The organism is Micromonospora sp. NPDC049374, assembly GCF_040677165.1.
GTDB lineage: Bacteria > Actinomycetota > Actinomycetes > Mycobacteriales > Micromonosporaceae > Micromonospora.
Map to the genome: position 1 here is coordinate 171,343 of NZ_JBFAQH010000006.1, position 24,635 is coordinate 195,977.

Sequence of the window (24,635 nt, forward strand, 5' to 3'; positions counted from 1 at the left end):
TCAGGTCCCCAGCTCTGCCGGGCGTCCCTCGGCCTTGGGCTGGGTACGCGTCAACTCGGCGTGAATGATCAACCGCTCGTAGTTGTCGAACTTCGGGTTGCAGGTGGTCAGGGTCAGCATCCGCTTGGTCGGCTTCTCGCCCGGTCGACCCGGCACCGGAGCCACCACCTCCACCTGCGTCGGTTTGACGACCAGGCTCTCGGTCACCTGGTAGACGTACCACTCGTCGCGGCCCTCGACCAGGATCGGATCGCCGTCGCGCAGCTCGTCCAGCCGCCAGAAGGTGGCCCGGTTCCGGTGCCCGGCCACGGAGAAGTTGCCCACCTGGCCCGGCATGGCGCTGTCCGGGTAGTGGCCCGGCGCGTACCGGATGTCCTGCTGGCCGACCCCCTCGACGACGACCCATTCCTTGTCGAACTTCGGAATGTAGAGGCCGGCGATCGGCGTGCCCTGCACCGCCGGCTTCGGCTTTGCAGACGGGCTGGCCGACGCCGTGACCGTCGGGTCGGTAGCCGGTTCGGGTGCCCACGCCTGGGCCAGTTGCTCGCTCAACTCGCCCTGGTGGGCGTCGACGATCGCCGACTTGCCCCAGATCTCGTAGCCGGCGAAGAGCAGCACCACCAGGCCAAAGGTGATCAGCAGCTCGCCACTGAACCGCAGCCCGGTACGCACCCGGGACCACAGCGACGGACGGGTCAGCTCCGAGTAGACGCTCTTGTAGCCCTCGCCCGTCTGGTGGGGGCGTAGTTGCACCACCCGGTCACCGCGCCGCGGCTTCGGTGCCTCGGCGGGCTGGTCGGCGCCGTCGGACGGTTCCTCGCCCTTGGGTGGCCGGGGTACGGCACCCATCAGGGCGGTCGAGTCCAGTGCGGGCGCAGCACTCGGCCGCGCCCCGGTGACCGCCGGGATGAGGGCGGTCGCCCTCGGGTCGACCGGTCGGCTCGGCGCGGACGGCTGGCCCGGTGCTGCCGGGCGGGTTGGCTGGCCCGAGGTGGAGTTGGTCGGGGTAGTCGGACGGTCCGTGGCCGCCGGGCTGGGGGCGGTACCGGGCTGCCCGGTCGTCGCCCGGTTCGCCCTGGTCGGTTCCGTTCCCCTGCCGGCAGGTGCCGCGCCGGTGAGGTCGCCGATCTTCGGCATCAACGCGGTCGGGCCCTCACCGGACCAGTCACCCTGGCCGGGTGCCGGGTATGCCGCACCACTTGCGGCGGGCCGCTCCTGGCCAGCCTGCCCGGGGCGGGGCGGATGCGGTGTCGACCTCTCCTGACCCGCCTGCGCAGGGCGCGACGGCTGCGTTGCCGGACCGGTCGGGCCCGGCTGTCCGGGATACGGCGGCTGCGCCGACCCACCGTTGCTCGCCGGTCCGACGTACGACGCGTGCGGTGCCGGCGCAGCGTTGGCGGGCTGCCCGGACCCGGGACGCGCTGCGTGCGGTGCCGGAGCTGGGTTGGCGGGCTGCCCGGACCCGGGACCCGACGCGTGCGGTGCCGGAGCTGCGGTGCCGGCTTGGCTGGCGCCGGGACGCGGCCTGTGATCGCCGTAGGGTGCCCCGAACTGCGGGGTCGGCGCCGGCTGCGAAGGCTGGGATGACTGACCGGGCGGTGGCGTGGCCGGTCGCACAGCGGCAGGTTGTGTGAGCCCGGCGGGCTGTCTCGGCTGCTCGCCGTTTTGCCAGGTCGTACTGCCGTTGGGGGGCGCTCCGGTCCCGGCCCGGGTCGAGCCTGGTGGTCGGGCACCGGGCCAGGGCGGTGGGGTGCCGGTTGCCTCGCCGTTGCCCGGCCGGGCCGTGGTGTCGTCCGGGACCGTCCGGCCCGGCTGACCGGTGACGCCCAGGGGACCGGATCCGGCGTGACCGGCGTCCGCGGCGGACGCCCGGGTGCTGCTGGGCTGCTGCGGGTCGCCCGCGCTCCGGGTCGGCTGGAAGGCCCCGCGCCACGGCGTCGGCCCCACCGGGATGTCCGGCTGGCCCGACGGCAGGGGTACGCCATGCCACTGGTCGTTGGTTGCGGCGTCCGGTTGCCGGCCGGCGGCGTCACGAGCCGGGCCGGGCGTGGAGTCCCACTGGTTAGCCGTTCGGTCGGGATCCACCGGACGTTGCCCGCTCGGTGCCGGGTCCCACTGGGTGACGCTGCGCCCGGTGGTCGCCGCAGCGTCCCACTGGTTCGCCCGGTGGTCCGTGGCCGGGGCGGTGTCCCGACGTCCGGGTGCGGTCGACTGCTCCTGGCCCGGGCCGGCACCCCGACGGTCGGCCGTCGGCGCGCTGGTCCGCTCCGGCCCCGCAGGTGCGTTCCAGCCGGTCGGGGCGGCGGGCGCGGTTGTGGTCCGGGCAGGCGGGTCCGTCGGCGCTGGGGCGTCCCACCGGCCGCCGACGGGCGGGGTGGCCTCGGCGGCACCGTCGAAGCGGCCGGAGTTGGTCGGCCGCTGGCCTTCCGGCGGCCGACCCCCGGCGGAAGCCTGATCGTTCGGACGCGGAGCAGCTGTCGGCGGCGGGACATGCGGTGCCTGGGACGGCCCGGACCGGGTCGGCAGCACCGGGTCGGGCCAGGCGCCCGTCGCACGGGCGTCGGCGGACTCGGACCGTTCGACCTTGGGCAGGAAGGCGGTCGGCTCGTCGGTCTGGTCGCGGTGCCGACCGTCGGACTGCGGGCTCACCGCGGGCTCACTGCGGCACCGCCGGCACCGTCGCCGAACGCAGGGTGGTGGAGTCCTCGAAGGCGGGCACCGTGACGGTGCCAGGGGTCTCTGAGTAGCCGAGTTGGTAGTTGTCGACCGCGTCCCTGAACCACCGGACTCCCTCGGAAGCGGCGAGGGCCTGCCGGAGTGCGGCGGGATCGCCAATTGCTACGATCTTGAAAGGTGGGGAGTACACCCGGCCGTGCAACAGCAGGGTGTTACCCACGCAGCGTACCGCGCTGGTTGCCAGCACGCGCACGTTCATGATTGACATCGCCTCGGCGCCGCCGGCCCAGAGCGCGTTGACCACCGCCTGCACGTCGCCCTGATGGACGACCAGGTCGTCGTTGGAGGCCCCTTCGGGCAGATTGCTGAGCTGCGGTGCGTCGTTGAGCTCGACGGTCAGACCGGAACCGGTGAGGGCGGTGAAGCCGGCGGCGGCCCGACTGGCGTCGGCCCGCTGCTGCTGTTCCCTGATCGGACCGTCGGAGTTCGCGAGGACGGCCGTCCGGCTCTCCAACTCCCCGCGCAGCGTGGCGGCCCGCTCCTCGTTCGCCGCCACCTGCGCGCGGCGGTCCTCGATCAGCTCGGTCAGTTGGGGTCGGCGGTCCTCGCGCAGGGCGGTGCCGCCCGCCGTCGTGGCCGTCGTGGTGAAGAGCAGACCGGCCGCCAGGGCGATCAGCGGTACACCTACCGACCAGAACGGCCGGCGTTGACGTGGTCGCCGAGGCAGCAACCCGGCGACGAGTCGTCGCAGCGCCTTCTGCCACGACGCTGCGCCGGATGTGTACTCCACGGTCCAGTCCCCCTCGTCATCGCGCTCCGACGCCACCCGGTGCGGGCCGGGCGCCAGCCGTGTTGTCCTGTTTTCCGGTGCTGCCCGGTACCGGTCTCACCTCATTCGTGGATCGGACGGGTCTTCCGGACTACGCTAGCTGTCGAACATTATTGGCCATGGACCGTCGCCCTCGCGCCCGGTTGTCAGGCCGGACGAGGTCGTAACCCCTCTGGAGAGCGCCGTGCCCAAGTCTCAGGTCCGCAAGAAGAAGGTGTACACCCCGCCTACGGACGTCCGCCCGACGGCGACGACCGCGGCCACCAACAAGCCCAGCCCGATGTGGCTGCCGGTTCTGGCGGTGTCGCTGATCGTCTTCGGCATCGGCTGGCTGGTGGTCTACTACCTTTCCGAGCAGGAGTACCCGGTCATGGAGCTGGGGTACTGGAACCTGGCGGTCGGGTTCGGCGCGATGGTCGCCTCCCTGATCGTGCTCTCCCGCTGGCGCTGACCCGCAGCTCAAGGCCATGACTGTCCGGCACCACCGGCGGCCCGCCCGAGCGGTGGCGTCGCCGGCCTCCTAAGGTGTGCGCAGGGCAGCGTGGCCCCTGGTGCGAGATGACTCACGTTACTGCTGGGTAACCTTGCGCGTAGGCTGCACTGCATGACCGAGCGGAGCGAGGTCATCGACCGATCAGGTTGAGGTGCGGCGGCGTTGGTCGACGATCGCACCGACGCCCCGGTCGCCGAGCCGCTCGACAGGCAGCAGACCGGGAGGCCAACTCGATGGGCAGCGTCCAGATCGTCACCACGATCCTCGCGGTCGCCATCACCGCCGTTGCGGTGTGGCTTGCGGTACGCGCGGTCTCGAAGATGGTGGCCGTCATCCGGCTGGGTCAGCCTGATCCGACCCGTTCCGGCGACAAGGTCAGCCGCACCAGGACCATGCTGGCCGAGACCGCCGGGCACACCCGGATGCTCCGCTGGAGCGTGGTGGGTGCGGCGCACTGGTTCGTGATGGTCGGCTTCATCGTGCTGTCGCTGCTGGTCCTCGAGGCGTACTTCGAGGTGGTGTCGCCGACCGGCGGGCTGCCGCTTATCGGGTCGTGGACGCTCTACGGGCTGGTCACCGAGTGGATCGGCATTCTGGGCGTCATCGGCATCGGCGTCCTGATCGCGATCCGGGTGGCTAACCGGCCGAACCGGGCGGGACGCCGGTCGCGGTTCACCGGCTCCACCATGTGGCAGGGCTACTTCGTCGAGGCGGTCGTCCTCGCCGTGCTGGTCATGGGCTTCGTGATCCGCGGCTTCAAGGTGGCCACCGACCACTTCGAGTACCCCACCTGGGCCACCCCGCTCAGCCACGCGGTCGGTGCCCTGCTGCCGGGCTGGGAGTCCGGCGTCAGCGTCGCCGCGCTCATCAAGATCTCGATCTCGATGGCCTGGGTCATCGTGATCTCGTTGAACGTGACGATGGGTGTCGCCTGGCACCGCTTCCTCGCCTTCCCCAACATCTTCTTCAAGCGCAAGCCGGGTGCGGCCGGCTCCGGCCTCGGCGCGCTGCGCCCGATGATGAGCGACGGCAAGCCGCTCGACTTCGAGGAGGCCGACCCGGAGAAGGACCAGTTCGGCGTCGCCCAGGTCGAGCAGTTCACCTGGAAGGGTCTGCTGGACTTCAGCACCTGCACCGAGTGTGGCCGCTGCCAGTCGCAGTGCCCGGCCTGGAACACCGGAAAGCCGCTGTCGCCGAAACTGCTGGTGCTCAGCCTGCGGGACCACGCGTACGCCAAGGCGCCCTACCTGCTGGCGGGCGGCGGCAAGGACCTCACCGGTGAAGAGAAGGCCACCGCCGCGCAGCTCGCCCACCTCGACGTGCTGGCCCTCGCCGAGGCGGAGAAGCCGCTGATCGGCGACGCCGAGTCCGGCGGCGTCATCGACCCCGACGTGCTCTGGTCCTGCACCACCTGCGGTGCCTGCGTGGAGCAGTGCCCGGTGGACATCGAGCACGTCGACCACATCGTCGACATGCGTCGCTACCAGGTGCTCATCGAGTCCAGCTTCCCCTCCGAGGCCGGCGTGATGCTGCGCAACCTGGAGAACAAGGGCAACCCTTGGGGTGCGCCGCAGAACACCCGTGAGGACTGGACCAAGGGGCTCGACTTCGAGGTGCCCCGGGTCGGCGAGGTCGAGGACTTCGAGTACCTCTTCTGGGTGGGTTGCGCAGGTGCGTTCGAGGACCGGGCGAAGAAGACCACCCGGGCCGTCGCGACCCTGCTCAACGAGGCGGGGGTCTCCTTCGCCATCCTCGGCGAGGGGGAGACCTGCTCCGGCGACCCGGCCCGGCGGATCGGCAACGAGTTCGTCTTCCAGATGCTCGCGCAGCAGAACGTCGAGACCCTGAACGAGGCGTTCGAGGGTCGGGAGAAGGCCAAGCGCAAGATCGTCGCTACCTGCCCGCACTGTTTCAACACGTTGGGCAATGAGTACGGCCAACTGGGCGGCGAGTTCGAGGTGGTACACCACACCCAGTTGCTGGCCCACCTGGTCGCCACCGGCAAGCTCACCCCGGTGCAGCCGGTCGACGGCGGCGTCACCTACCACGACCCGTGTTACCTGGGGCGGCACAACCGGGTCTTCACCCCGCCACGCGAGGTGCTCGGCAGCGCGATCGAGGGTGAGCTGACCGAGATGCCGCGTAACAGCGAGCGCTCCTTCTGTTGCGGTGCCGGTGGTGCCCGCATGTGGATGGAGGAGCGCATCGGCAAGCGGATCAACGTGGACCGGGTCGAGGAGGCCATGTCCACCGGAGCGAGGACGGTCGCCGTCGGCTGCCCGTTCTGCTCGACGATGCTCACCGACGGGGTGAACGGCAAGGGTGCCGGAGAGCAGGTCGAGGTGATCGACGTGGCCAGCGTGCTGCTCCGGTCGGTAAAGCCCGAGCGGGTCGGTGGCACCGGGGAGAGCACGCCGGTGGCCGGCTGACCGGCGCGTACGCATCGGGCGGGACGGCACCTCAACCGGTGCTGTCCCGCCCGGTTTTGTATTGGCGCACGTAACTGTAACGAATCGGTCGACACCCTTAGTGTGCGTACCGTCGCGCAAAGGTGAATGAGCCGTTGGTCGCCTTGATTCCCCACCTGCCGTTCCCTAATGTGGGGCACCGACCGCCATGGGTCCTCTGTCCCCGCCCCTTACCGCTCGCGGGACGCCCGGCGGTCGGTTGCAAAGGAGACGCTGCCGGTGGCAACCATGCCCCTTCATCGTCGTGCGCCAGGACTATCCCGTCCGGGTGGCCTGCGTAGGGCCGCCCGTGCGCTGGTTGTCCTCGTCGCCGCCGCCGCGGTCGGTGCCGGCCTGCTCGCCGCCCCCGCGTACGCCGAACCCTCGGTCGACGAGATCGAGGCCCAGATCGACAAGCAGTGGCGGAAGCTGGAACCCACCATCGAGCAGTACAACAAGGTGCGCTCCGAGCTGCGGGTCAACCGGCAGAAGTCGAAGAGCCTGGGGAAGAAGATCGAGCCGCTGGCCCTGGAGACCGAGCTGGCGATGAACCGGGTGGCCGACCTCGCCTCCCGCTACTACATCAGCGGCCCGTCCGCGGAACTCGGTGCGGTACTGCTCAACGCGAAGCCCGACGATCTCGGTGAGCAGATGGCCCTCCTCGACCGGCTCGCGTCGCAGGAGCGCCGCGAGCTTGAGGGCGTCATGAAGATCCGCAAGAAGTACGACGACCAGAAGGCCAAGCTCGACGCCCTGATCGCTTCCCAGGAGAAGCAGGAGAAGGATCTGGCGGCGAAGAAGAAGAAGATCGACGCCGAGATCAAGCGGCTCGAACGGTCGCTGCCGGTGACCACGGTGAAGACCACCAACTGCCCGACCATCAACGGTGTGGTCAGCGACGCCGCCCGCACCGCCATCAGGACGGCCTGCGCCCAGGTCGGCAAGCCGTACGTGTGGGGTGCCACCGGGCCGAACTCGTTCGACTGCTCCGGTCTGACCCAGTACGCGTACCGGGCCGCCGGCATCTCGCTGACCCACTTCACCGGTGCCCAGTGGAACGAGGGCAAGGCCATCTCCCGCTCCGACGCCCGTCCCGGTGATCTGGTGTTCTTCTTCAGCGACCTGCACCACGTCGGGCTCTACCTGGGCAACAACCAGATGGTGCATGCGGCTCGAGCCGGTAAACCGGTGAACGTATCGCCCATCACGACCATGCCGGTCGCCGGCTTCCGCCGACCCGGCTGAGTCACCACCCGCGCCCGCTGAGCGGTCGCGCAGGAACGCCCGAGGGCTCCCGGTCAAGTCGACGGGGGCCCTCGCCATTGTCAGATGTCAGCACCCACGGTGACGGTGCGGTTGTGTTGCGTATTGACTCCGATCGTCCCTACGCTGGGCAATCGTCGGCCGCTGGCAGTTCCGCCCACCCAGGGCGGTAACGGTCCGACACCGCCGAATCGCTCCTCAGCGAGCCGGGGAACCAGGTACCCGGGGTGAATCCGTGCGAGTCACGGTAGGGCGCCCCTTCCCGCCCGAACCCGTCAGCTAACCCGGTAGGCGGTATGGGAAGAAGGAGTGCTGAGCCCGGTGGCACACCATGCCCCGCGGCCACCGTCATCGCGGCCGGGGATGCCCGGCCGACCGACGGCTGCGCCGCGTTTCCGCTGGTACCGCTGCATCCTTGCCGCACTGGCCGCGACCGCCGTGATGCTGACCGGCGGCGTGGCGGCGGCCGGGGCCGACCCCACGGTCGCCGACATCGAGCGCCAGATCGACGAGGACTGGAACCGGCTCGAACCCGTCATCGAACAGCACAACGCCACCCGGCAGGACCTGGCCGCCAAGCGGCGGGAGGCGGACGCGCTGGCCGCCCGGATCGCGCCGCTGCAACGGCAGGTGGACGAGGCCATGGACCGGGTCGGCAAGCTCGCTGCCCGCGCGTACAAGGGTGAGCAGGTACGGGCCGTCAACACGCTGCTCGGCAGCCGGTCGCCGGGCGAGGTCGTCGAGCAACTCGGCCTGCTCGACCGGTACGCCCGCTTCCAGCAGCAGGACGTCCGGCACGCGAGTGAACTGCGCGACGAACTCGCCGCCGCCAAGGCCGGGCTCGACCGCACCATCGATCAGCTCGCCGGTACCGAGGCCGATCTCGCGGCGAAGCGGCGACAGATCGACGCCGAGATCGACCGGTTGCAGCGGCTCCGGCTGCGGGCGTACGGAAAGGGAGGTGGTGGGCCGCTGCGGCCGGCCCCCTGTCCGGCCAGCTACCCCGGCGGACCGGCCGGCGAGGCGGTCACCTTCGCCTGTGCCCAGATCGGCAAGCCGTACTCCTGGGGCGCCGAGGGGCCGAACGCGTACGACTGTTCCGGGCTGACGCTGGCCGCATGGTCGCGGGCTGGTGTCGCACTGCCGCACAACGCGGCACGGCAACGTCGGGTCACCGCGTCGGTCAGTCGCGGCGCACTGCGCCCCGGCGACCTCGTCTTCTACTACCGGGACCTGCACCACGTCGGCATGTACGTCGGTGGTGGCTGGGTGGTGCACGCCTCCCGGGCGGGTCAGCCGGTCAAGATGAAGCGGCTGGACAGCAGCCCGGTGCACAGTTTCGGCCGGCCCGGCTGAGGCGGACGGACGTAGGCGCGGGACGGTGGATCAACGGCTGCGGCGTGGCTGTGGTGTCACCGGGTGGGCCAGGTGCGCCAGCTCTGCCAGGCACGACTCGGCGTCGGGCCGCGCTGACCCTGGTAGCGGGAGCCGTAGACGGCCGATCCGTACGGGTGCTCGGCGGGCGAGGAGAGCCGGAAGATGCAGAGCTGCCCGATCTTCATGCCCGGCCAGAGGGTGATCGGCAGGTTGGCCACGTTGGACAGCTCCAGGGTGACGTGACCGGAGAAGCCGGGGTCGATGAAGCCGGCGGTGGAGTGCGTGAGCAGGCCGAGCCGTCCCAGACTGGACTTGCCTTCGAGGCGGCCGGCGAGCTGGTCGCCCAGCGAGATGACCTCAAGCGTCGAGGCGAGCACGAATTCGCCCGGGTGCAGCACGAACGCCTGGCCGTCGGGCACCTCGACGGCGGAGGTGAGGTCGTCCTGCCGGGTGGCCGGGTCGATGTGGGTGTAGAGGTGGTTGTTGAAGACCCGGAACAGTTTGTCCAGACGTACGTCGATGCTGGAGGGCTGCACCAGGGTGGGCTCGAATGGTTCGAGCGCCAGGGTGCCCGCCTTGATCTCGGAGACCAGGTCGCGGTCGGAGAGCAGCATCGCCACACCATAGCTGCCGGTATGCGACACGCGTGTCGGACTACCCGCTTCGAACGTGTGTTCGATAGGATGTCGGCATGGCTTCCTGGTCCGAATTCGCCGCTGACGAGCCTCGACTCGCCGACGGGATCCGCCTTCTCATGCAGCAGTACGGCCCGGGCTTCGGCTACCTGGCCACGGTCCGCTCCGACGGCGGGCCCCGGGTGCACCCGGTCTCCCCGGTGATCACCGACGACGGTCTCTACTGCTTCGTCATCGACTCACCGAAGCGGCGCGACCTGGAACGCGACGGCCGTTACGCGCTGCACTCGTTCCCGGCGGAGGAGAGCGACGACGAGGCGTACGTCGCCGGTCGCGCCCGACCCGTCACGGACGACGCCACGGTCGCCCGGCTGGCGTTCGCAGCGCGGGCCGCCCCGCACGCCGACTGGCGCCTCTTCGAGTTCAGCGTCGACGTGGCGATGCTGGCCCGGCGGGAGCAGTCGGTGGGTGGGCCGAGCGAGCTGGCGTCCCGTCCGGCCGTCCAGGTCTGGCTCGACCCGGCCGGTGCCGCGCCTCAGGCCGTACGCCCGGTGCCGGCCAGCTCCGGGCGGCACCATCGCCGCGCCGCCTGACTCGCATACGCCGGTGCCGGCCCCGTCATCCGGGGCCGGCACCGTCAGTACGCGGTGATGGGCTCGCGCTATGCCGCGCGGTAGGAGTTCCAGGCGTTGATCATGCGGGTGGCCTGACCCGGAGTGAACTGGTACATGCAGGAGTCGTACGAGTAGTCCATGAAGTTGGTGATCGGGTCGAGGCCCTGGCTGGAGCAGGTGTCCCGACCGGTCGGGCAGCCGCTGGCCGGCGAGGCCTCAGCGGGGGTGTCCCCGACCTGGTCACCGCTGCCCGAGCAACCACCCTGGAAGGTGTGGTAGAGGTTCAGCCAGTGGCCGACCTCGTGGGTACCGGTGTCACCCTGGTTGTAGTTGGTGGCGGTGCCACCGGGCAGCGACTCGCTAAGCACGACCACGCCGTCCATGACGTTCAGGTTGCGCTGCGGGAAGGTCGCCCAGCCGAGCAGGTTGTTGCTGAGCGCACCGAGGTAGATGTTGAGCGTCGACTTGTTGCCCTGACGCAGCTGGGTCTTCATCTGCCGCTCGGCCGTCGAGCCCTGCCGGATCGGGTACCACGACGAGTTGGTCACCCGGTTGATGCTCTGTAGCTGGAACGCGAAGGCGGTCGCGGTGCCGCCCGTCGCGCCACTGAACGACTGGTTCAACACGTTGATCTGGGACTGGATCATCGAGTCGGGGATGTTCCCGCCGGCCCGGGTCGTGTCCCGACGGATCACGTGTACCACCACCGGGATGGTGACCGAGGCCGCAGCGGCCTGGGCACTCAGCGTACGTTGGCCGACGCGCTTGGCTCGCTCCTGCAGCATGTCGGCGAACTCGGCCTCGCGCTGATGCACCTGGGCGAGGGTCAACTGGTTCGGATCGTGCTCGACGGCACTGCCACCCTTGGCCCGCGCCAGGGTGCCCGTCGGATCCTCACACACCTCGTCGGCGGTGACGGCGGCAGCCGCCGGGCTCGCGGTAGTGGTGGCGGCCGGCAGCAGGCCGACCGTGGCCACGCCGAGCACCAGCGCGAGTGACGTCGATGCGATGCCGGCCATGCGCCGGTTCAGCAGGACGGGACGCAGTCCCATATGCCCACCTCTTTCTGGCGACGCGACCGGGGGTTGTGTCGCGTCGTGCGGAAAACGTGGGGCAGACGTTACAACCGATAGACAGATTTGAACATGGCCATATGTTGCGATGGTGAAACTTCTTGCCGACCACCCCCACCCGCACCCTTCGCGGTGCCAAACCGGCACGTCGAGGGCCGCCAAGATCCGTGCATTTTCGGGGATGTTGCTGCCTCCGACCCGCCCTCCCCAGCAAGTTCGGGGAAGTTGCGAGCAGGGCATTCTGGGGGCGGCTCGTGGCTCGGGTGGAGCCCTGGGTGCGTCGGCCTGGGTGACTCGGGTAGAGTGATGCCGCTCGCGGGTGTAGTTCAATGGCAGAACATCAGCTTCCCAAGCTGACAGTGCGGGTTCGATTCCCGTCACCCGCTCCACGTGCAGAAACGCCTGCTCACAACACTTGCTGTGGGCAGGCGTTCGTCGTTGGGGCACCCATCGCCGCCGTCGGGCCAGAGGACGGTGCCAAACCGACACCAGCGCCGTTTCGGGTCAACTCGTGTGCCGATCGGCAAAGCTCTCAGGTTCGTACGAACAGGCAGCGCCGTGGCCCCGATCTGCGGGGCGTCGCCGGAGGATTGCGGGTGGGGCGCGACCGGGCCGGCAGCGGGACGAACTGTCCACTTTGACCGATGGGGCGACGGGCCCGGCTCGCGGTTCCTAGGCTTTCCCCGGCGAGGAAAGCCCACTCCGTGGTGAAAGAGGCATCCATGACCATGCGCACCAGTCGGGCCATCGCGGCGACACTGCTTGCGGGCGCCGTCACCGCGGCCGGCCTGCTGACCGGAGCGACTGCGGCCCAGGCCGAGCCGGTGACCGCCGGCACGTTCACGATGACCGGTGACCCGGGTGACTGGATCACCGGCGGTGCCACCTACAGCTACGACGCCGCTGCGGGAGATCGGCTGTCGATCCGCGCCGACGACCAGCTTCGCGGGGTCTACCTGTCGATCGACGGCAGCAACGGTGACTGGTGGTCGATGGAGCTCAAGGCGCCGGCCGAGCAGCAGCTCGCCGTCGGGGACTATCCCGAAGCCACGCGCGCGCCGTTCAGCGGTGCGGGCGCGGGCATCGACATCAGCGGCAACGGCCGGGGCTGCAACACCATCACGGGCTCATTCGTGGTCGCCGACGTGGCCTTCGGCCCGCACGGGTACGTGGAGCGCCTGGACGCCACCTTCGAGCAGCACTGTGAGGGCGGCGAGTCGGCTCTGCGCGGCCGGGTCGTGATCGGCAATCCGCCGCCGCCGGCCCCGCTGGAGTTCACCGTCACGCCGGCGGCGGACGGCGTCTTCAGCAAGCTGAACGGCAAGGCCACGGTGCACGGCACCGTGGTCTGCAACGCGGACGCGACGGTGCAGCTCAGTGGCCTGGTCACCCAGGTCAAGAAGAAGGTCATCATCCGTGGTCCGTTCACTGGCCGGGTCGACTGCGTCGAGGGTGAGACGGCGCAGTGGTCCGCGACGGCGGACCCGACGGGCACCACCCCGTTCCAGAAGGGGAAGGTCGAGGTGACCGGCAGCGCCTGGGCGAACGACCCGAACTACGAAGGCGAGATCGTCCAGGTCGAACTCGCACCGACCACGGTGACGCTGACCCGGGCACCGGCCGCCGTCGAAGCTCTTATGTGAGGACTGGTCGAGGCAGCATGGGGGCCCGGTCCGAGGGGAGACCCTGGGGCCGGGCCCCTTGCCGTGCCCCGCGGTGTGACCCGCACCCGCGTACCATCGTGATCATGAGGGTTGGCATCGTGATCCTGCCCGACCAGCGCTGGTCGGTGGCGCGGCACCGGTGGCGGCGAGCCGACGAGTGGGGCTTCGACCACGCCTGGACGTACGACCACCTGGGCTGGCGCGACCTGGTGGACGGGCCCTGGTTCGACTCGATGACCACGTTGACCGCCGCCGCGACGGTGACCACCCGGATCCGTCTCGGCACGCTCGTCGCCTCACCGAACTTCCGGCATCCGGCGGCCTTCGCCCGGCAGGTGACCGCGCTGGACGACGTCTCCGACGGCCGGGCGCTGCTCGGCCTCGGCGCGGGCGGCATCGGGTTCGACGCCGCCGTCCTCGGCGGTGAGACGCTGCCCCCACGGCAGCGGGTGGACCGGTTCGCCGAGTTCACCGAGTCGCTCGACGCCATCCTGCGGCAGGACGGCACCACCTGGCGGGGCGAATGGTTCGCGGCGGTCGACGCCCGGAGCAATCCGGGCTGCGTGCAGGAGCCCCGGGCGCCGTTCGTGGTGGCCGCCAACGGACCCCGGTCGATGCGGATCGCGGCCCGCTTCGGGCAGGGCTGGGTGACCACCGGGCCCGCCGTCGACAAGCTGGACGACTGGTGGACCGGGGTGGCCGAGCTGACCACCCGGCTCGACGCGACGCTGACAGCGCAGGGGCGTGACCCGGCCAGCCTGGACCGCTACCTTTCGCTGGACTCGGCGCCGATCTTCTCGTTGAGCAGCGCACAGTTCTTCGCCGACCAGGTGGAGCGGGCGGCGAAGCTCGGCTTCACCGATGTGATCACGCACTGGCCTCGGGAGAGCAGCTGGTACGCCGGTGACGAGGCGATCCTGGTGGAGGTCGCCACCCGCCTTCTGCCCGAGCTGCGCTGAACCTGCGCGCCGCCCGCCCGCCCGCTTCGCCGCGCCGTCCGCCCGCTACGCTGCGCCGTCCGCCCGCTGCACTGCGCTGCGCCGCCCGCTGCGCCGCCCGCCGGCCGCGCCGCCCGCCCGCCCGCCCGCCGGGTCGGCCTACCGCCGGGTCGGCCAACGGCCGGCTCAGAGCCCGCGTTGGCCCGTCGGGTCGGCGCAGGTGCCGCTCGCCGGACGGCGGCTCAGGTGCCGAGGTCGCCGGTGGCGATGCCGCCGGCTCCGGCGGACACCAGGCGGAAGCGTACGCAGACGATCTCGCTGTCGTCGGTGACCGGGGTGCCGACGCGAGCCCAGTAGGCGGCGTGTCCGGCGCGCCATTCCTCGATCGAGCGGTCGCCTTCCCCCTCGGCGCGGGCGAAGTCCCACGGCACCTCGGCGAACCGGGCCATCTCGATGCCGGTCACCTGGACGACGGCCACCAACGCGTCGGCGTCGTCCACCAGGGCCAGCCGCTCCCCGACGTGCTCAAGTTCCTCGCCCTCATCGGCGTACTCGCTGAGCAGGCCGGCGGTGGCGGTCTTCACGCCGGCCAGCACGAGGGTGTTGAGGCGCGTCCGTAGTTCACCGGGGGTGCCGAGGGCTAGCGCGCGGAGTCCGCCGATCCGTGGCCACATCGTGTCGAGGCTACTGCCCGATCGCCGCCATCCGGTGGAGCCTGAGTGAGTCGTCCCGGAAGGGTGCGAATGGGGGTACGGTCGATGGCCGACGACAAGGAGATGTCCATGGCGGACCGACGCGCGGTGCTCATCCCGGGACGCGGGTACGACACCCGGTACCCCCTCTTTCTCTACCTGGGCGAGGCGCTGCGCCGGGTCGGTTTCGGGCTGCACGGGATCTCCTGGCAGGTGCCGGAGACCTTCGACATCGACACCATCGGCAGGTGGGTGTGTGACCAGGTCTCCCCGACCCTGGACGAGCGGACGGACCTGTTGGTCGGCAAGTCGCTCGGCACCCTCGCCGCGCCGCTCGCGGCCGACCGGGGGTTGCCCGCCGTCTGGCTCACCCCGTTGCTGCACCGGGGCGACGTGGTCGATGCGCTGCGCCGGGCCACCGCGCCGTTCATCCTGGTCGGTGGCACCGCCGACTCGTCCTGGGACGGCGGGGTCGCCCGGCGGCTCACCCCGAACGTGTTGGAGATCCCCGGCGCTGACCACGCGTTGATGGTGCCTGGCCCGCTGGCCCGCTCCGCCGAGGCGCTCGGCCAGGTCTGCACCGTGGTCGAAGACTTCGTCCGCTGACCCGCCCCCACCCCCCGCACCCTTCACCCCCTTCACCCCGTTGATCATGAAGTTGTTGTCGCGCCACGCCGAAGCGAGGGGTAACAACTTCATGATCAGCGGGATCGGGTCGGGGGTTTCAGGTGGGGAGGTCGGGGGTGGTGAGGAGGGCGGTGATTCGTAGGTGGGCCGCTACGGTCGGTGGACAGGTGGCGACTACGGCGGCGGTGCCGACCGGGTCGGCTCTCCGGGCCGCGCAGATCTCGTAGATGGCGCGTACCTGGGCGGCGGTGTCCACCCAGTCGTCCACCACCAGCACCCGGTCGCCCGGACCCAGGTGCCGGTCACGCACCGCGAGGTCCACCCGTCGACCGCGGAAGTCGGGGGGACTCTGCGCCCAGGTCAGCGAGCCGGCGGGCAGCCGTCCGTCCCCGGGCTTGTGTGCTGCCACGAATCCCACGCCGAGGGCGGTGGCCGCCAACGGCCCGAGCAGGAACCCGGTGACCGCCGGGGACACGACCACCGTGGGCCGGGTCGCTCGGAACGGCGCGACAAGCGCAGACCCCAGCTCGGCGAGCGTCTCCGGGTCCCGCCACCACCCGGAGGTGTCGCTGACCAGGTGGCTCGCGCCCGGGCCCGGATCGACCCATTCGAACAACTCGACGAGGCGTCTGCTCAGCTCAACGGGCATGTCACCATCCTGCGTCAGCCACCTGCCGGACACCGGCCCGCCCGGCCCACCACGACTCGGATGATCGGCTCCACGTATCGCCGCAATTACGGGCATAACGTCATGATCACGTTGACTTCGGAAGTGCTTCTCTCGTTATGGTCCGACCCGGTTTGACCCGCTGAGAAAGGACCGGGCCGGTGGCAGGTAAGCACTCCCGTACCCGCAGGTTCACCTCGCCGGCCGGTCTCACGGCCAGCGCCGTGGTGGCGGTCGCGCTCGCCGTCGGCGGCACCGTCGGCGCCGTACGGCTGACCGCCGACTCGGAGCCGACCCGACCGGCCGCGATCGATCTGTCGCCCACCGTCGGCACGAGCGCCCCGGCGACCGGTACACCGACCGCGTCGCCGACCGCCAGTACCTCGCCGAGCCCGACGGTGAGCCTGACGCCGAGCCCGACGCCGAGCCGCACCGTGCAGGCACCTTCGCGTAGCAAGCAGCGTACGGCCAGCCCGAAGCCGAAGCCGACGGCCAAGAAGACGACGGCCCGTCCGGTGGTCGACACCGGCTCCTGCGGCGCTTCCTTCTACTGGCAGGGTCAGATGACCGCCAACGGCGAGACGTTCGACCCGGAGGGAATGACGGCCGCCCACAAGACCCTGCCCTTCGACACGAAGGTGCGGGTGACCAACCCGGCCAACGGCAAGTCGGTCATCGTCCGGATCAACGATCGCGGTCCGTTCATCGAGGGGCGTTGCCTGGACCTGGCCCGGGCAGCGTTCGCCGAGATCGCGTCGCTCGACCTCGGTCACATCGAGGTCCGCTACGAGGTGCTCGGCTGAGGCGGTGGAGCGTCGCGATCGGCTCCGGCCCTGGATCCTCGCGGCCAGATCCGTCTCGTCCGAGGGGCCAGGTTCATTCTTTCGCTCACGTACATCGGGCATGCTGTCGGATGTACGCACGCAACTCCTCCAGCCGGGCCGCGGCCCGCTGAGCCCCGGATCCCGCGCCGGCCTCGGCGCGGCCCTCGTCCTGCTCGCAATCGTGTCTGCCGTCGAGTTGGCGGATGGCCGTACGGCGAACTACATCGCACTGATGGTTGCCGCACCGTTCCTGGCCGCGGCGCTCGCCTCCTGGCGGATCGTGCTCGGCGTCGGTGCCGCCGCCTCCGTGCTGGGGGCGACCTTCGCCCTGGCCGAGCGGACGATGTCGGTTTCCACGGCCCTCGCCGTGGCCGGCATCGCGTTGGGCACGGGCATCGCGGGAGCGGTGGCGGCGGTACGGCAGCGGCAGGCGGAGCAGATCGCCGAGCTGTCGAAGCTGGCCATGGTGGCTCAGCAGGCGGTGCTGCGCCCGCTCGGTCCTCGGGTGGGCGCTCTTTCCGTGGCCGGCCGGTACATATCGTCGACCGCCACGGCCGAGATCGGCGGCGACCTCTACGAGGCGATCGAAACTCCGTACGGCGTCCGGATGATCATCGGGGACGTGCGCGGCAAGGGCCTGGAGGCGGTCCGGCTAGCGAGCATCGTGCTCGGCTCGTACCGGCACGTGGCATACGAGCGGGCCGACCTCCGAGCGGTGGTGGCGGATCTGGACCGGGCGGTGGCACGCAACGTCGGTGACGAGGACTTCGTCACTGCCGCGCTGGTCGAGGAGCGCGGTGGCACGCTCACCATCGTCAACTGTGGACATCCCGCGCCGCTGCTGCTGCGTCGCGGCGCGGTGATCTCTCTTGAGCCGCCGGCGCCGGCGCCCCCGCTGGGTTTCATGCCGGTGGTCCGGCCCCGCGTGGAACGGCTCGAGCCGGGTGACCGGTTGCTGCTGTTCACCGACGGGCTCGGCGAGGCGCGGCGGGACGGCGAGTTCTTTCCCACCGCGGACCGGGCCTGGCGGCTGCTCGGGCACGGTACGGTCGGCGACGGCCTCGCCTCCCTGGAGACCGCTCTGGTCGAATGGGTGCACGGCCGGCTCGACGACGACATCGCACTGGTCCTGATGGAGTACACGGGCTCGCCGGGCAATGCGACGGCGGCGGTGCCGAGTTGGGAGGTTGGCGCGGCCGAAGGGTGACCACCCCGGGGTCGGGCTGGCGAACCCGAACGGCAGGTGTGTAATGCCTGTCACTATCAGGACCGGCTTGTCGCTGCCTACCCGCGAGTAATAGAGTCGGGGTTACTGATCGGTAACACCTGTCCGGAAGCGGGGCCAGCGACATGACCCACTACAAGAGCAACCTTCGGGACCTCGAATTCAACCTGTTCGAGGTGTTCGGGGCGGACCGGGCGTTCGGCCAGGAGCCGTACTCCGACCTCGACGTCGACACCGCGCGGAGCTTCCTCGCCGAGGTCGACCGGCTGGCTCGGCAGGACCTGGCCGCCAGTTACCAGGACAGCGACCGCAACCCGCCGGTCTTCGACCCGGCCACGCACACCGCGCCGCTGCCGGAGTCGTTCAAGCAGTCGTACCGGGCGTTCATGGAGTCCGAGTTCTGGCGCCTGGACCTGCCCTCGGAGTTGGACGGCACCAACGCGCCCCGGGCGCTGTGGTGGGCGCTCGCCGAGCTGGTGCTCGGCTCGAACGCGCCGGTCTGGATGTACGCCTCCGGCCCGTCCTTCGCGCACGTGCTGCACGTCGAGGGCACCGAGCAGCAGAAGAAGTGGGCCAAGCTCTTCATCGACCGGCAGTGGGGCTCCACGATGGTGCTCACCGAGCCGGACGCCGGTTCGGACGTGGGTGCCGGCCGCGCGCGGGCGATCCCGCAGCCGGACGGCTCATGGCACATCGAGGGCGTCAAGCGCTTCATCACCTCCGGTGAGCACGACCTGAGCGACAACATCGTCCACTACGTACTCGCCCGCCCGGCCGGCGTGGAGGGCGTGGGTGGCCCCGGCACCAAGGGCCTGTCGCTGTTCGTCGTCCCGAAGTACCACTTCGACGAGAACACCGGCGAACTGGGCGAGCGCAACGGCGTCTTCGCCACCAATGTCGAGCACAAGATGGGCCTGAAGGTCTCCAACACCTGCGAGATCACCTTCGGTGAGCACGGCGTGCCGGCCAAGGGCTGGTTGCTGGGTGAGAAGCACGACGGCATCCGGCAGATGTTCATGATCATCGAGTACGCCCGGATGATGGTCGGCACGAAGGCCATCGCCACCCTGTCCACCGGTTACCTCAACGCGCTTGAGTACGCCAAGAACCGGGTGCAGGGCGCCGACCTGACCCAGATGGCGGACAAGACCGCCCCGCGGGTGGCCATCACCGCGCACCCCGACGTGCGTCGCTCGCTGCTGCTGCAGAAGTCGTACGCCGAGGGTCTGCGGGCCCTGGTCCTCTACACCGCCACCTGGCAGGACAAGGTCGCCATGGCGGAGGCAGCCGGTGACGAGAAGGCCATCAAGTTGGCCAAGCGGGTCAACGACCTGCTCCTCCCGCTGGTCAAGGGCGTCGGCTCGGAGCGGGCGTACGAGCTGCTCGGACACGAGTCGCTGCAGACCTTCGGTGGCTCCGGCTTCCTCCAGGACTACCCGCTGGAGCAGTACGTCCGGGACGCCAAGATCGACACGCTGTACGAGGGCACCACGGCGATCCAGAGCCTCGACCTGATCTTCCGGAAGATCGTCCGCGACAACGGCAAGGCACTGATGGCGGTGGCCGGCGAGATCCAGGAGTTCATCGCCACCGAGGCCGGCAACGGCCAGCTCAAGGAGGAGCGCCAGGCGCTCGGCAAGGCACTCGCCGAGATCCAGAACATGCTCGGCGTGATGACCGGCTGGTTGGGTGAGGCGCAGGGCGGGGACACCCGGGCGCTGTACAAGGTCGGGCTGAGCAGCCGGCGGTTCCTGCTGGCCCTCGGCGACCTGGTCGTCGGCTGGCTGCTGCAGAAGCAGGCCGAAGTGGCGCTGACGGCCCTCGCTGGTGAGGTGACGGCGGCGGACAAGGCGTTCTACACCGGAAAGGTGGCTGCCGCCCGGTTCTTCGCCCGCGAGGTGCTGCCCCGCATCGGCGCCGACCGCCGGATCATCGAGAACACCGACCTGGACCTAATGGACCTCCCCGAAGAAGCCTTCTAACCCCCCACCCCCCAACCCACCCCCCGCGTCTCGTTGATCATGAGGTTAGCGGCGGTTTAAGAGATCAACATCGCCGCTAACCTCATGATCAACCCCTTGTCTGTGGGGGTGAGGGGGGTGGGTGGGGTAACTGGGGGGTGGGCGGGTATGCGGTGCGGACCAGTCCGAGTACGCCCAGAGCAACCGCACGGGGGAGTGCCGCGCACATGGGCATTGGTAGTGGGATCTTCCTGATCGCGATCGGCGCGATCCTGACCTTCGCCATCCGGGCCAACGTCTGGTGGGTCGACCTGCGGGCGGTCGGTTGGGTCTTCATCCTGGCCGGGCTGGCCGTGCTGCTCACCACGCTCTGGTTCTGGCAGGACCGCCGGAAGCGGGCCCGGACCCTGATCGTGGAGGAGAACCGGCTCTCGCATCCGACCGCGATGATGCCGCCACCGCCCGATCCGCCGCCACCGACCGCGCCACCGAGCTGAGCGACCGCCTCCGCCCACACCGCACGCGGGCTAGCCGCGTGCGGTGTGCCGTGTCTCGATTGCGGCCCCGCCGCGGCTCAGCTCCGCCCAGGGCACGGCCGTCCGGTGCACCACGAGACCGCCGGTACGCAGCCCTTCCGGATCTGCCCGGACCGGGTCGAGCAGTTCGGACAGTAGTGAGATGCCGGGGTTGTGGGCGATCATCAGGACCGTCGTCGCGGTCGGTGACACCTGCCGGATCAGGTGCAGCAGGTCCTCCGGATGTGCCTCGTAGGCGTCCGGTTCGTAGCGGACCACCGGCACCGCACCTGCGGGACCGCTCTCCGGCGGTGCGCCGGTGATCCCGAGTTGGACGTCGTGCCACGTCTGTCTGGTCCGTACGGCCGCCGAGCAGAGCACCACGTCCGGCAGCAGCCCGTGCCGGACCAGCCACGCCCCTGCCGCCGCCGCGTCCGCCCGGCCGCGAGTGGCCAGCGGGCGTTCGACGTCGGGACGGTCCGTGGTGGGCTGTTCGGCCTTGGCATGCCGCAGCAGCACCAGTGTCCGCTCGTGGTGCGGGCTGTCCGTCATGTCTCCAGCTTGCCCGATTGGCGATCTCCGTGCCGGGGTAAGTCGGTCGGTGCCGCAACCTCATCCGTGGCCGCGGCGGAGTGGAATGCCAGCTTCGATAGCCAAGGAGACGACGAGATGGGCATCGGTGGCAGTATTTTCCTGATCGCGCTGGGTGCGATCTTCGCGTTCGCCGTGGAGGCGGACCTAGGCTGGCTCAACCTGAGCGTCGTCGGCTGGGTGCTGATGCTCGCGGGTGTCGCCGGGCTGATCGTGACCCTCTACTACTGGAACTCGCGGCGGCGTACGGTCGTCGCGCCGGTACGCGAGGAACGGGTGGTGGCCGACCGCGCCGTGCCGGTCCGGGACGACCGGGTGGTTCAGGAGTACCGCGAGGTGCGCCGGCCCGGTCCCACGATCTGACCCGCAGGCCCGCCAGAACTCAGCGGGGGTGGTGAGCGACGAGGCTCACCACCCCCGCTGTCGTCGTGTGCCGGCTCAGGCGAACAGTGCGAAGTAGATGGCGATGTGGTGGCAGATCGCGGCGACCAACGTGCAGGCGTGGAAGAACTCGTGGTGGCCGAAGACGGTGGGCCACGGATTGGGGCGACGCAGCGCGTAGAAGACCGCGCCCACGGTGTAGATCGCGCCGCCCACGGCGAGCAGCACCAGTGCGGTGACGCCGCCCTGGTGGAGGATGTCGGGCAGCATCGCCACGGACACCCAGCCGAGGGCGAGGTACAGCGGCGCGGAGATCCACCGGTTGGCATGTGGCCAGATCAGCTTGAGCGCCACACCGCCCAGGGCACCACCCCAGACGATCGACAGCATCATGACGGCGGCCCGGGTCTCCAGCAGCAGCAGGCAGAACGGGGTGTACGTGCCGGCGATGAACAGGAAGATCATCGAGTGGTCCATCCGGCGCATGACCGCGTAGCCCCGGGTCGACCACACCCGACGGTGGTACAACGCGCTGGTGCCGAAGAGGCCGCAGACGGTGAAGCTGTAGACGGCGGAGCTGACCAGGGGGGTCCAGCCCGGACGGGTGGCGGCGATCGAGCAGAGCACGATGCCACAGACCAGAGCGACGAAGAACGCGTACGTGTGCAGCCAGCCGCGCATCCGGGGTTTCCCGATGTCGACCGGCTTGAGCCGGGGGCGTGCTGAGGTGGTCACGCCCTTAGGTTACGGCAGCGTAGGTTACTTTCGGGTAGTGCAACTGGTCACGCTGTCCGACCAGTGGCCGACGCGGAAGCGTCGCTCCTCCGGCAGGATGGCCGAATGCGGATCAGACCGGTCGGCAGGCACGCCCTCCTGCTCGACCTCGCCCCACCGGAGGACACCGATCCCGCAGCCCCGTCGAGCCGGGACACCGACGTGGCCGCCGCCGTCGAGGCGTGGCGGGCGGAGCTGTGGCGCCGCCGCGACCAGGGCGAACTGGTCGCCGTCGAGATCGTGTCGGCCGCCGCCACCGTGTTGCTCGACGGCGTACCCGATCCGCCGGCGACCGCCGCCCGGATCGCCACCTGGACCGCCCCCGAGCCTCCCGCCGGAACAGTCCTGGCAGAGCCCACCGCCGCACCCGCCCGTATCGTCGAGGTACCCGTCACCTACGACGGGGCGGACCTCTCCCGGGTGGCCGAGCACTGGCGGACGGAGGTGACCGACGTGGTTCGCCGCCTGCGGGACACCGAGTTCCAGGTCGCGTTCTGCGGTTTCGCGCCCGGTTTCGGGTACCTCACCGGGCTGCCCGTCGAGCTGGCGGTGCCCCGGCTGGCGACTCCCCGGCAACGGGTGCCGGCCGGTTCGGTCGCCCTGGCCGGCCGGTACGCGGGCATCTATCCCACCGCGTCCCCGGGCGGTTGGCTGCTGGTCGGGCGGACCGAGGTGACCCTCTTCGACGTGACGGCGGACCCGCCGGCCCTGCTCGGCCCCGGCACCCGGGTCCGGCTGGTGGACCGGTGAGCGGCATCGTCGAGGTGCTCCGGGCCGGGGTGTTGACCACCGTGCAGGACCTCGGCCGGCCCGGCTGGGCGCACCTCGGCGTACCCCGTTCCGGTGCCCTCGACCCGGCGGCGCTGCGCCTGGCCAACCGGCTGGTCGGCAATCCGGAGCACGCGGCCGGACTGGAGATCACCCTGACCGGCTGCGAGTTGCGCCCCACCCGGGCCACCACCGTCGCCGTGATCGGTGCCGAGGCCGACGTGCGGGTCGGCCAGCGTCCCGGTGACACCGGCCGCCCGTTGGCCGTACCGGGCGGGGCGGTGCTGCGCATCGGTCCCGCCCGACGGGGCCTGCGCTGCTGGCTCGCGGTGGCCGGTGGCATCGCGGTCACACCGGTGCTGGGCAGCCGCTCCACCGACACCCTCGCCGGGCTCGGGCCGGCCCCGCTGCGCGACGGCGACCTGCTGCCGCTGGGCACTCCCGCCGGACCGCCCGCCCCGGTCGACGTCACCATGCCGGTGGCGTCCCTGACGGAGTTGCGGCTCACCGTGCGGCTCGGCCCTCGGCACGACTGGTTCACCCCGGCGGCGCTGGACCGGCTGCTCGCCACGGCGTACCAGGTGAGTCCACTGAGCAACCGGGTCGGTGCGCGCCTGAGCGGCGCGCCGCTGCCCCGCGCGGTGGCCGGGGAGCTGCCCAGCGAAGGGCTCGTGCTCGGCGCGGTGCAGGTGCCGGCGGACGGTCAACCACTTGTCTTCCTCGCCGACCACCCCACCACCGGCGGATACCCGGTCATCGCGGTGGTGGACGACGTGACCCCGCTCGCGCAGGCCCGCCCAGGCACTACGGTGAGATTTCATGGACCTCAACGCTGACCTCGGCGAGGGATTCGGCATCTGGCGTCTCGGCGACGACCGGGCCCTGCTGGACCTGGTCACGTCCGCCAACGTCGCCTGCGGCTTCCACGCCGGGGATCCGGCCACGATGCGCCGGGTCTGCGCCGCCGCCGCGGAGCGGGGAGTCGCCGTCGGAGCCCAGGTCGGGTACCGGGATCTCGCCGGCTTCGGTCGGCGGCACATCGAGTACGAATTCGCGGAACTGCGCGACGAGGTGCTCTACCAACTCGGCGCGCTGAACGCCTTCTGCCGGGCGTACCGCACCCGGGTTCGCTACCTCAAGCCCCACGGGGCGCTCTACCACGCGGCGGCCAGCCAGGAACTGCCGGCGGCGGCCCTGCTGGCCGCCGTCGACGACTACGACCCGGAGCTGCCGGTTCTCTGCCCACCCGGGTCGGTCCTCGCCCAGCTCGCCCAGGGCGCCGGTATCCGGGTGGTGGCCGAGGGGTTCGCCGACCGGAACTACCTGCCCAACGGCCGCCTGGTACCACGCACCTCCCCGGACGCGTTGGTCACCGACCCGCAGGAGGTGGCCCGTCGGGCGGTGCGGATGGCCACCGAACGGGTCGTGGTGACCGTCGAGGGCGGTACGGTCCCGTGCGTGGTGGAGTCGGTCTGCCTGCACGGCGACACCCCCGGCGCGGTGGCCGCGGCGGAACTCGTCCGCGCCGCCCTCGTCGAGGCCGGAGTCACCCCCGCCCCGTTCGCCTGAGGTGCAGGCAGGGCACCGTGTCGACGGGCCCT

Annotated in this window: 25 protein-coding genes, 1 tRNA gene and 1 riboswitch; of the genes, 18 read left to right on the top strand and 8 right to left on the bottom strand. The window is 70.6% G+C overall.

The window, feature by feature from the left end; genetic code table 11:
- Window positions 1-849, bottom strand: a complete 849-nt coding sequence (locus AB0J93_RS12775) for a class E sortase (protein WP_363921187.1) — start codon at window positions 847-849, stop codon at window positions 1-3.
- A gap of 58 nt (window positions 850-907) precedes the next feature.
- Here AB0J93_RS12775 and AB0J93_RS12780 point away from each other — a divergent pair, with 58 nt between their 5' ends.
- Window positions 908-1,264: a hypothetical protein gene (locus AB0J93_RS12780; RefSeq protein ID WP_363921189.1), complete on the top strand. Its 357-nt coding sequence runs from the start codon at window positions 908-910 to the stop codon at window positions 1,262-1,264.
- A gap of 1,392 nt (window positions 1,265-2,656) precedes the next feature.
- Here AB0J93_RS12780 and AB0J93_RS12785 read toward each other — a convergent pair.
- A complete protein-coding gene (locus tag AB0J93_RS12785; protein WP_363921191.1) occupies window positions 2,657-3,466 on the bottom strand; it encodes a DUF881 domain-containing protein in 810 nt (269 codons plus the stop codon).
- Window positions 3,467-3,689: 223 nt separating this feature from the next.
- Here AB0J93_RS12785 and AB0J93_RS12790 point away from each other — a divergent pair, with 223 nt between their 5' ends.
- From AB0J93_RS12790 to AB0J93_RS12805, 4 genes are all read left to right on the top strand, one after another.
- Entirely contained in the window at window positions 3,690-3,956 is a 267-nt protein-coding gene (locus AB0J93_RS12790) for a cell division protein CrgA (protein WP_099848285.1), read from the top strand.
- 275 nt (window positions 3,957-4,231) lie between these two features.
- Window positions 4,232-6,427, top strand: a complete 2,196-nt coding sequence (locus tag AB0J93_RS12795; RefSeq protein ID WP_363921193.1) for a (Fe-S)-binding protein — start codon at window positions 4,232-4,234, stop codon at window positions 6,425-6,427.
- A 252-nt stretch (window positions 6,428-6,679) separates the two neighbouring features.
- Window positions 6,680-7,690 carry an NlpC/P60 family protein gene (locus AB0J93_RS12800; RefSeq protein WP_363921541.1) on the top strand — a complete coding sequence of 337 codons (1,011 nt, stop codon included), beginning with the start codon at window positions 6,680-6,682 and terminating at the stop codon, window positions 7,688-7,690.
- 192 nt (window positions 7,691-7,882) lie between these two features.
- Window positions 7,883-8,017, top strand: a riboswitch (cyclic di-AMP (ydaO/yuaA leader).
- A 54-nt stretch (window positions 8,018-8,071) separates the two neighbouring features.
- On the top strand, window positions 8,072-9,064 hold the full coding sequence (locus AB0J93_RS12805) for an NlpC/P60 family protein (RefSeq protein WP_363921195.1): 993 nt from the start codon (window positions 8,072-8,074) through the stop codon (window positions 9,062-9,064).
- Window positions 9,065-9,120: 56 nt separating this feature from the next.
- Here AB0J93_RS12805 and dcd read toward each other — a convergent pair whose 3' ends face one another.
- Window positions 9,121-9,699 (bottom strand): dCTP deaminase, encoded by a 579-nt coding sequence (gene dcd, locus AB0J93_RS12810; protein ID WP_093409429.1) that lies wholly within the window; start codon window positions 9,697-9,699, stop codon window positions 9,121-9,123.
- A gap of 77 nt (window positions 9,700-9,776) precedes the next feature.
- Here dcd and AB0J93_RS12815 point away from each other — a divergent pair, with 77 nt between their 5' ends.
- Complete coding sequence (locus tag AB0J93_RS12815; protein ID WP_363921198.1) at window positions 9,777-10,313, top strand: pyridoxamine 5'-phosphate oxidase family protein; 537 nt, start codon at window positions 9,777-9,779, stop codon at window positions 10,311-10,313.
- A gap of 68 nt (window positions 10,314-10,381) precedes the next feature.
- On the opposite strand, the gene AB0J93_RS12820 is transcribed toward AB0J93_RS12815, so the two are convergent.
- Window positions 10,382-11,386, bottom strand: coding sequence for a zinc metalloprotease (locus AB0J93_RS12820; RefSeq protein ID WP_363921200.1), 1,005 nt, complete (start codon window positions 11,384-11,386; stop codon window positions 10,382-10,384).
- Between the two features lie 336 nt (window positions 11,387-11,722).
- Here AB0J93_RS12820 and AB0J93_RS12825 point away from each other — a divergent pair.
- The 3 genes from AB0J93_RS12825 (at window position 11,723) to AB0J93_RS12835 (ending at window position 14,030) form a co-directional block, all read left to right on the top strand.
- Window positions 11,723-11,796 (top strand) — tRNA-Gly (locus tag AB0J93_RS12825).
- A gap of 333 nt (window positions 11,797-12,129) precedes the next feature.
- Window positions 12,130-13,050, top strand: a complete 921-nt coding sequence (locus tag AB0J93_RS12830; protein WP_363921202.1) for a hypothetical protein — start codon at window positions 12,130-12,132, stop codon at window positions 13,048-13,050.
- Between the two features lie 104 nt (window positions 13,051-13,154).
- Entirely contained in the window at window positions 13,155-14,030 is an 876-nt protein-coding gene (locus AB0J93_RS12835) for an LLM class flavin-dependent oxidoreductase (protein ID WP_363921204.1), read from the top strand.
- A gap of 221 nt (window positions 14,031-14,251) precedes the next feature.
- Here AB0J93_RS12835 and AB0J93_RS12840 read toward each other — a convergent pair whose 3' ends face one another.
- Window positions 14,252-14,683 carry an ASCH domain-containing protein gene (locus tag AB0J93_RS12840; RefSeq protein WP_363921206.1) on the bottom strand — a complete coding sequence of 144 codons (432 nt, stop codon included), beginning with the start codon at window positions 14,681-14,683 and terminating at the stop codon, window positions 14,252-14,254.
- 108 nt (window positions 14,684-14,791) lie between these two features.
- Between AB0J93_RS12840 and AB0J93_RS12845 the strand changes: the two genes are divergently transcribed.
- Entirely contained in the window at window positions 14,792-15,307 is a 516-nt protein-coding gene (locus AB0J93_RS12845) for an alpha/beta hydrolase (RefSeq protein ID WP_363921208.1), read from the top strand.
- Window positions 15,308-15,425: 118 nt separating this feature from the next.
- Here the strand turns inward: AB0J93_RS12845 and AB0J93_RS12850 are convergent, their stop codons facing one another.
- Window positions 15,426-15,977 (bottom strand): phosphoribosyltransferase family protein, encoded by a 552-nt coding sequence (locus tag AB0J93_RS12850; RefSeq protein WP_363921210.1) that lies wholly within the window; start codon window positions 15,975-15,977, stop codon window positions 15,426-15,428.
- A gap of 179 nt (window positions 15,978-16,156) precedes the next feature.
- Between AB0J93_RS12850 and AB0J93_RS12855 the strand changes: the two genes are divergently transcribed.
- From AB0J93_RS12855 to AB0J93_RS12870, 4 genes are all read left to right on the top strand, one after another.
- Entirely contained in the window at window positions 16,157-16,798 is a 642-nt protein-coding gene (locus AB0J93_RS12855; RefSeq protein WP_363921212.1) for a septal ring lytic transglycosylase RlpA family protein, read from the top strand.
- A 100-nt stretch (window positions 16,799-16,898) separates the two neighbouring features.
- Window positions 16,899-18,026 carry a PP2C family protein-serine/threonine phosphatase gene (locus AB0J93_RS12860; RefSeq protein ID WP_363921214.1) on the top strand — a complete coding sequence of 376 codons (1,128 nt, stop codon included), beginning with the start codon at window positions 16,899-16,901 and terminating at the stop codon, window positions 18,024-18,026.
- A gap of 143 nt (window positions 18,027-18,169) precedes the next feature.
- A complete protein-coding gene (locus AB0J93_RS12865) occupies window positions 18,170-20,026 on the top strand; it encodes an acyl-CoA dehydrogenase (protein ID WP_363921216.1) in 1,857 nt (618 codons plus the stop codon).
- 206 nt (window positions 20,027-20,232) lie between these two features.
- Window positions 20,233-20,502, top strand: coding sequence for a DUF6458 family protein (locus tag AB0J93_RS12870; protein ID WP_043961115.1), 270 nt, complete (start codon window positions 20,233-20,235; stop codon window positions 20,500-20,502).
- 30 nt (window positions 20,503-20,532) lie between these two features.
- Here AB0J93_RS12870 and AB0J93_RS12875 read toward each other — a convergent pair whose 3' ends face one another.
- Complete coding sequence (locus tag AB0J93_RS12875) at window positions 20,533-21,072, bottom strand: histidine phosphatase family protein (RefSeq protein ID WP_363921218.1); 540 nt, start codon at window positions 21,070-21,072, stop codon at window positions 20,533-20,535.
- Between the two features lie 117 nt (window positions 21,073-21,189).
- On the opposite strand from AB0J93_RS12875, the gene AB0J93_RS12880 reads away from it, so the two are divergent.
- Window positions 21,190-21,474: a DUF6458 family protein gene (locus tag AB0J93_RS12880; RefSeq protein WP_363921220.1), complete on the top strand. Its 285-nt coding sequence runs from the start codon at window positions 21,190-21,192 to the stop codon at window positions 21,472-21,474.
- Between the two features lie 75 nt (window positions 21,475-21,549).
- Here AB0J93_RS12880 and AB0J93_RS12885 read toward each other — a convergent pair whose 3' ends face one another.
- On the bottom strand, window positions 21,550-22,227 hold the full coding sequence (locus AB0J93_RS12885; protein ID WP_363921222.1) for a hemolysin III family protein: 678 nt from the start codon (window positions 22,225-22,227) through the stop codon (window positions 21,550-21,552).
- Window positions 22,228-22,332: 105 nt separating this feature from the next.
- On the opposite strand from AB0J93_RS12885, the gene AB0J93_RS12890 reads away from it, so the two are divergent.
- The 3 genes from AB0J93_RS12890 to AB0J93_RS12900 are packed head-to-tail and all read left to right on the top strand — an operon-like array spanning window position 22,333 to window position 24,603.
- Window positions 22,333-23,016, top strand: a complete 684-nt coding sequence (locus AB0J93_RS12890) for an allophanate hydrolase subunit 1 (protein ID WP_363921224.1) — start codon at window positions 22,333-22,335, stop codon at window positions 23,014-23,016.
- On the top strand, window positions 23,013-23,870 hold the full coding sequence (locus tag AB0J93_RS12895; RefSeq protein WP_363921226.1) for a biotin-dependent carboxyltransferase family protein: 858 nt from the start codon (window positions 23,013-23,015) through the stop codon (window positions 23,868-23,870). The genes AB0J93_RS12890 and AB0J93_RS12895 overlap by 4 nt, the downstream gene beginning before the upstream one ends.
- Window positions 23,854-24,603, top strand: a complete 750-nt coding sequence (locus AB0J93_RS12900) for a 5-oxoprolinase subunit PxpA (RefSeq protein ID WP_363921228.1) — start codon at window positions 23,854-23,856, stop codon at window positions 24,601-24,603. The genes AB0J93_RS12895 and AB0J93_RS12900 overlap by 17 nt, the downstream gene beginning before the upstream one ends.
- Window positions 24,604-24,635: the final 32 nt, after the last annotated feature.

Coding starts and splice junctions, on each gene's coding strand:
- AB0J93_RS12775 (WP_363921187.1), bottom strand. CDS start 849: ATGGGTGCCGTACCCCGGCCACCCAAGGGCGAGGAACCGTCCGACGGC.
- AB0J93_RS12780 (WP_363921189.1), top strand. CDS start 908: ATGAGGGCGGTCGCCCTCGGGTCGACCGGTCGGCTCGGCGCGGACGGC.
- AB0J93_RS12795 (WP_363921193.1), top strand. CDS start 4,232: ATGGGCAGCGTCCAGATCGTCACCACGATCCTCGCGGTCGCCATCACC.
- AB0J93_RS12805 (WP_363921195.1), top strand. CDS start 8,072: ATGCCCGGCCGACCGACGGCTGCGCCGCGTTTCCGCTGGTACCGCTGC.
- dcd (WP_093409429.1), bottom strand. CDS start 9,699: ATGCTGCTCTCCGACCGCGACCTGGTCTCCGAGATCAAGGCGGGCACC.
- AB0J93_RS12815 (WP_363921198.1), top strand. CDS start 9,777: ATGGCTTCCTGGTCCGAATTCGCCGCTGACGAGCCTCGACTCGCCGAC.
- AB0J93_RS12820 (WP_363921200.1), bottom strand. CDS start 11,386: ATGGGACTGCGTCCCGTCCTGCTGAACCGGCGCATGGCCGGCATCGCA.
- AB0J93_RS12830 (WP_363921202.1), top strand. CDS start 12,130: ATGACCATGCGCACCAGTCGGGCCATCGCGGCGACACTGCTTGCGGGC.
- AB0J93_RS12835 (WP_363921204.1), top strand. CDS start 13,155: ATGAGGGTTGGCATCGTGATCCTGCCCGACCAGCGCTGGTCGGTGGCG.
- AB0J93_RS12840 (WP_363921206.1), bottom strand. CDS start 14,683: ATGTGGCCACGGATCGGCGGACTCCGCGCGCTAGCCCTCGGCACCCCC.
- AB0J93_RS12845 (WP_363921208.1), top strand. CDS start 14,792: ATGGCGGACCGACGCGCGGTGCTCATCCCGGGACGCGGGTACGACACC.
- AB0J93_RS12850 (WP_363921210.1), bottom strand. CDS start 15,977: ATGCCCGTTGAGCTGAGCAGACGCCTCGTCGAGTTGTTCGAATGGGTC.
- AB0J93_RS12860 (WP_363921214.1), top strand. CDS start 16,899: ATGCTGTCGGATGTACGCACGCAACTCCTCCAGCCGGGCCGCGGCCCG.
- AB0J93_RS12865 (WP_363921216.1), top strand. CDS start 18,170: ATGACCCACTACAAGAGCAACCTTCGGGACCTCGAATTCAACCTGTTC.
- AB0J93_RS12870 (WP_043961115.1), top strand. CDS start 20,233: ATGGGCATTGGTAGTGGGATCTTCCTGATCGCGATCGGCGCGATCCTG.
- AB0J93_RS12875 (WP_363921218.1), bottom strand. CDS start 21,072: ATGACGGACAGCCCGCACCACGAGCGGACACTGGTGCTGCTGCGGCAT.
- AB0J93_RS12880 (WP_363921220.1), top strand. CDS start 21,190: ATGGGCATCGGTGGCAGTATTTTCCTGATCGCGCTGGGTGCGATCTTC.
- AB0J93_RS12890 (WP_363921224.1), top strand. CDS start 22,333: ATGCGGATCAGACCGGTCGGCAGGCACGCCCTCCTGCTCGACCTCGCC.
- AB0J93_RS12900 (WP_363921228.1), top strand. CDS start 23,854: ATGGACCTCAACGCTGACCTCGGCGAGGGATTCGGCATCTGGCGTCTC.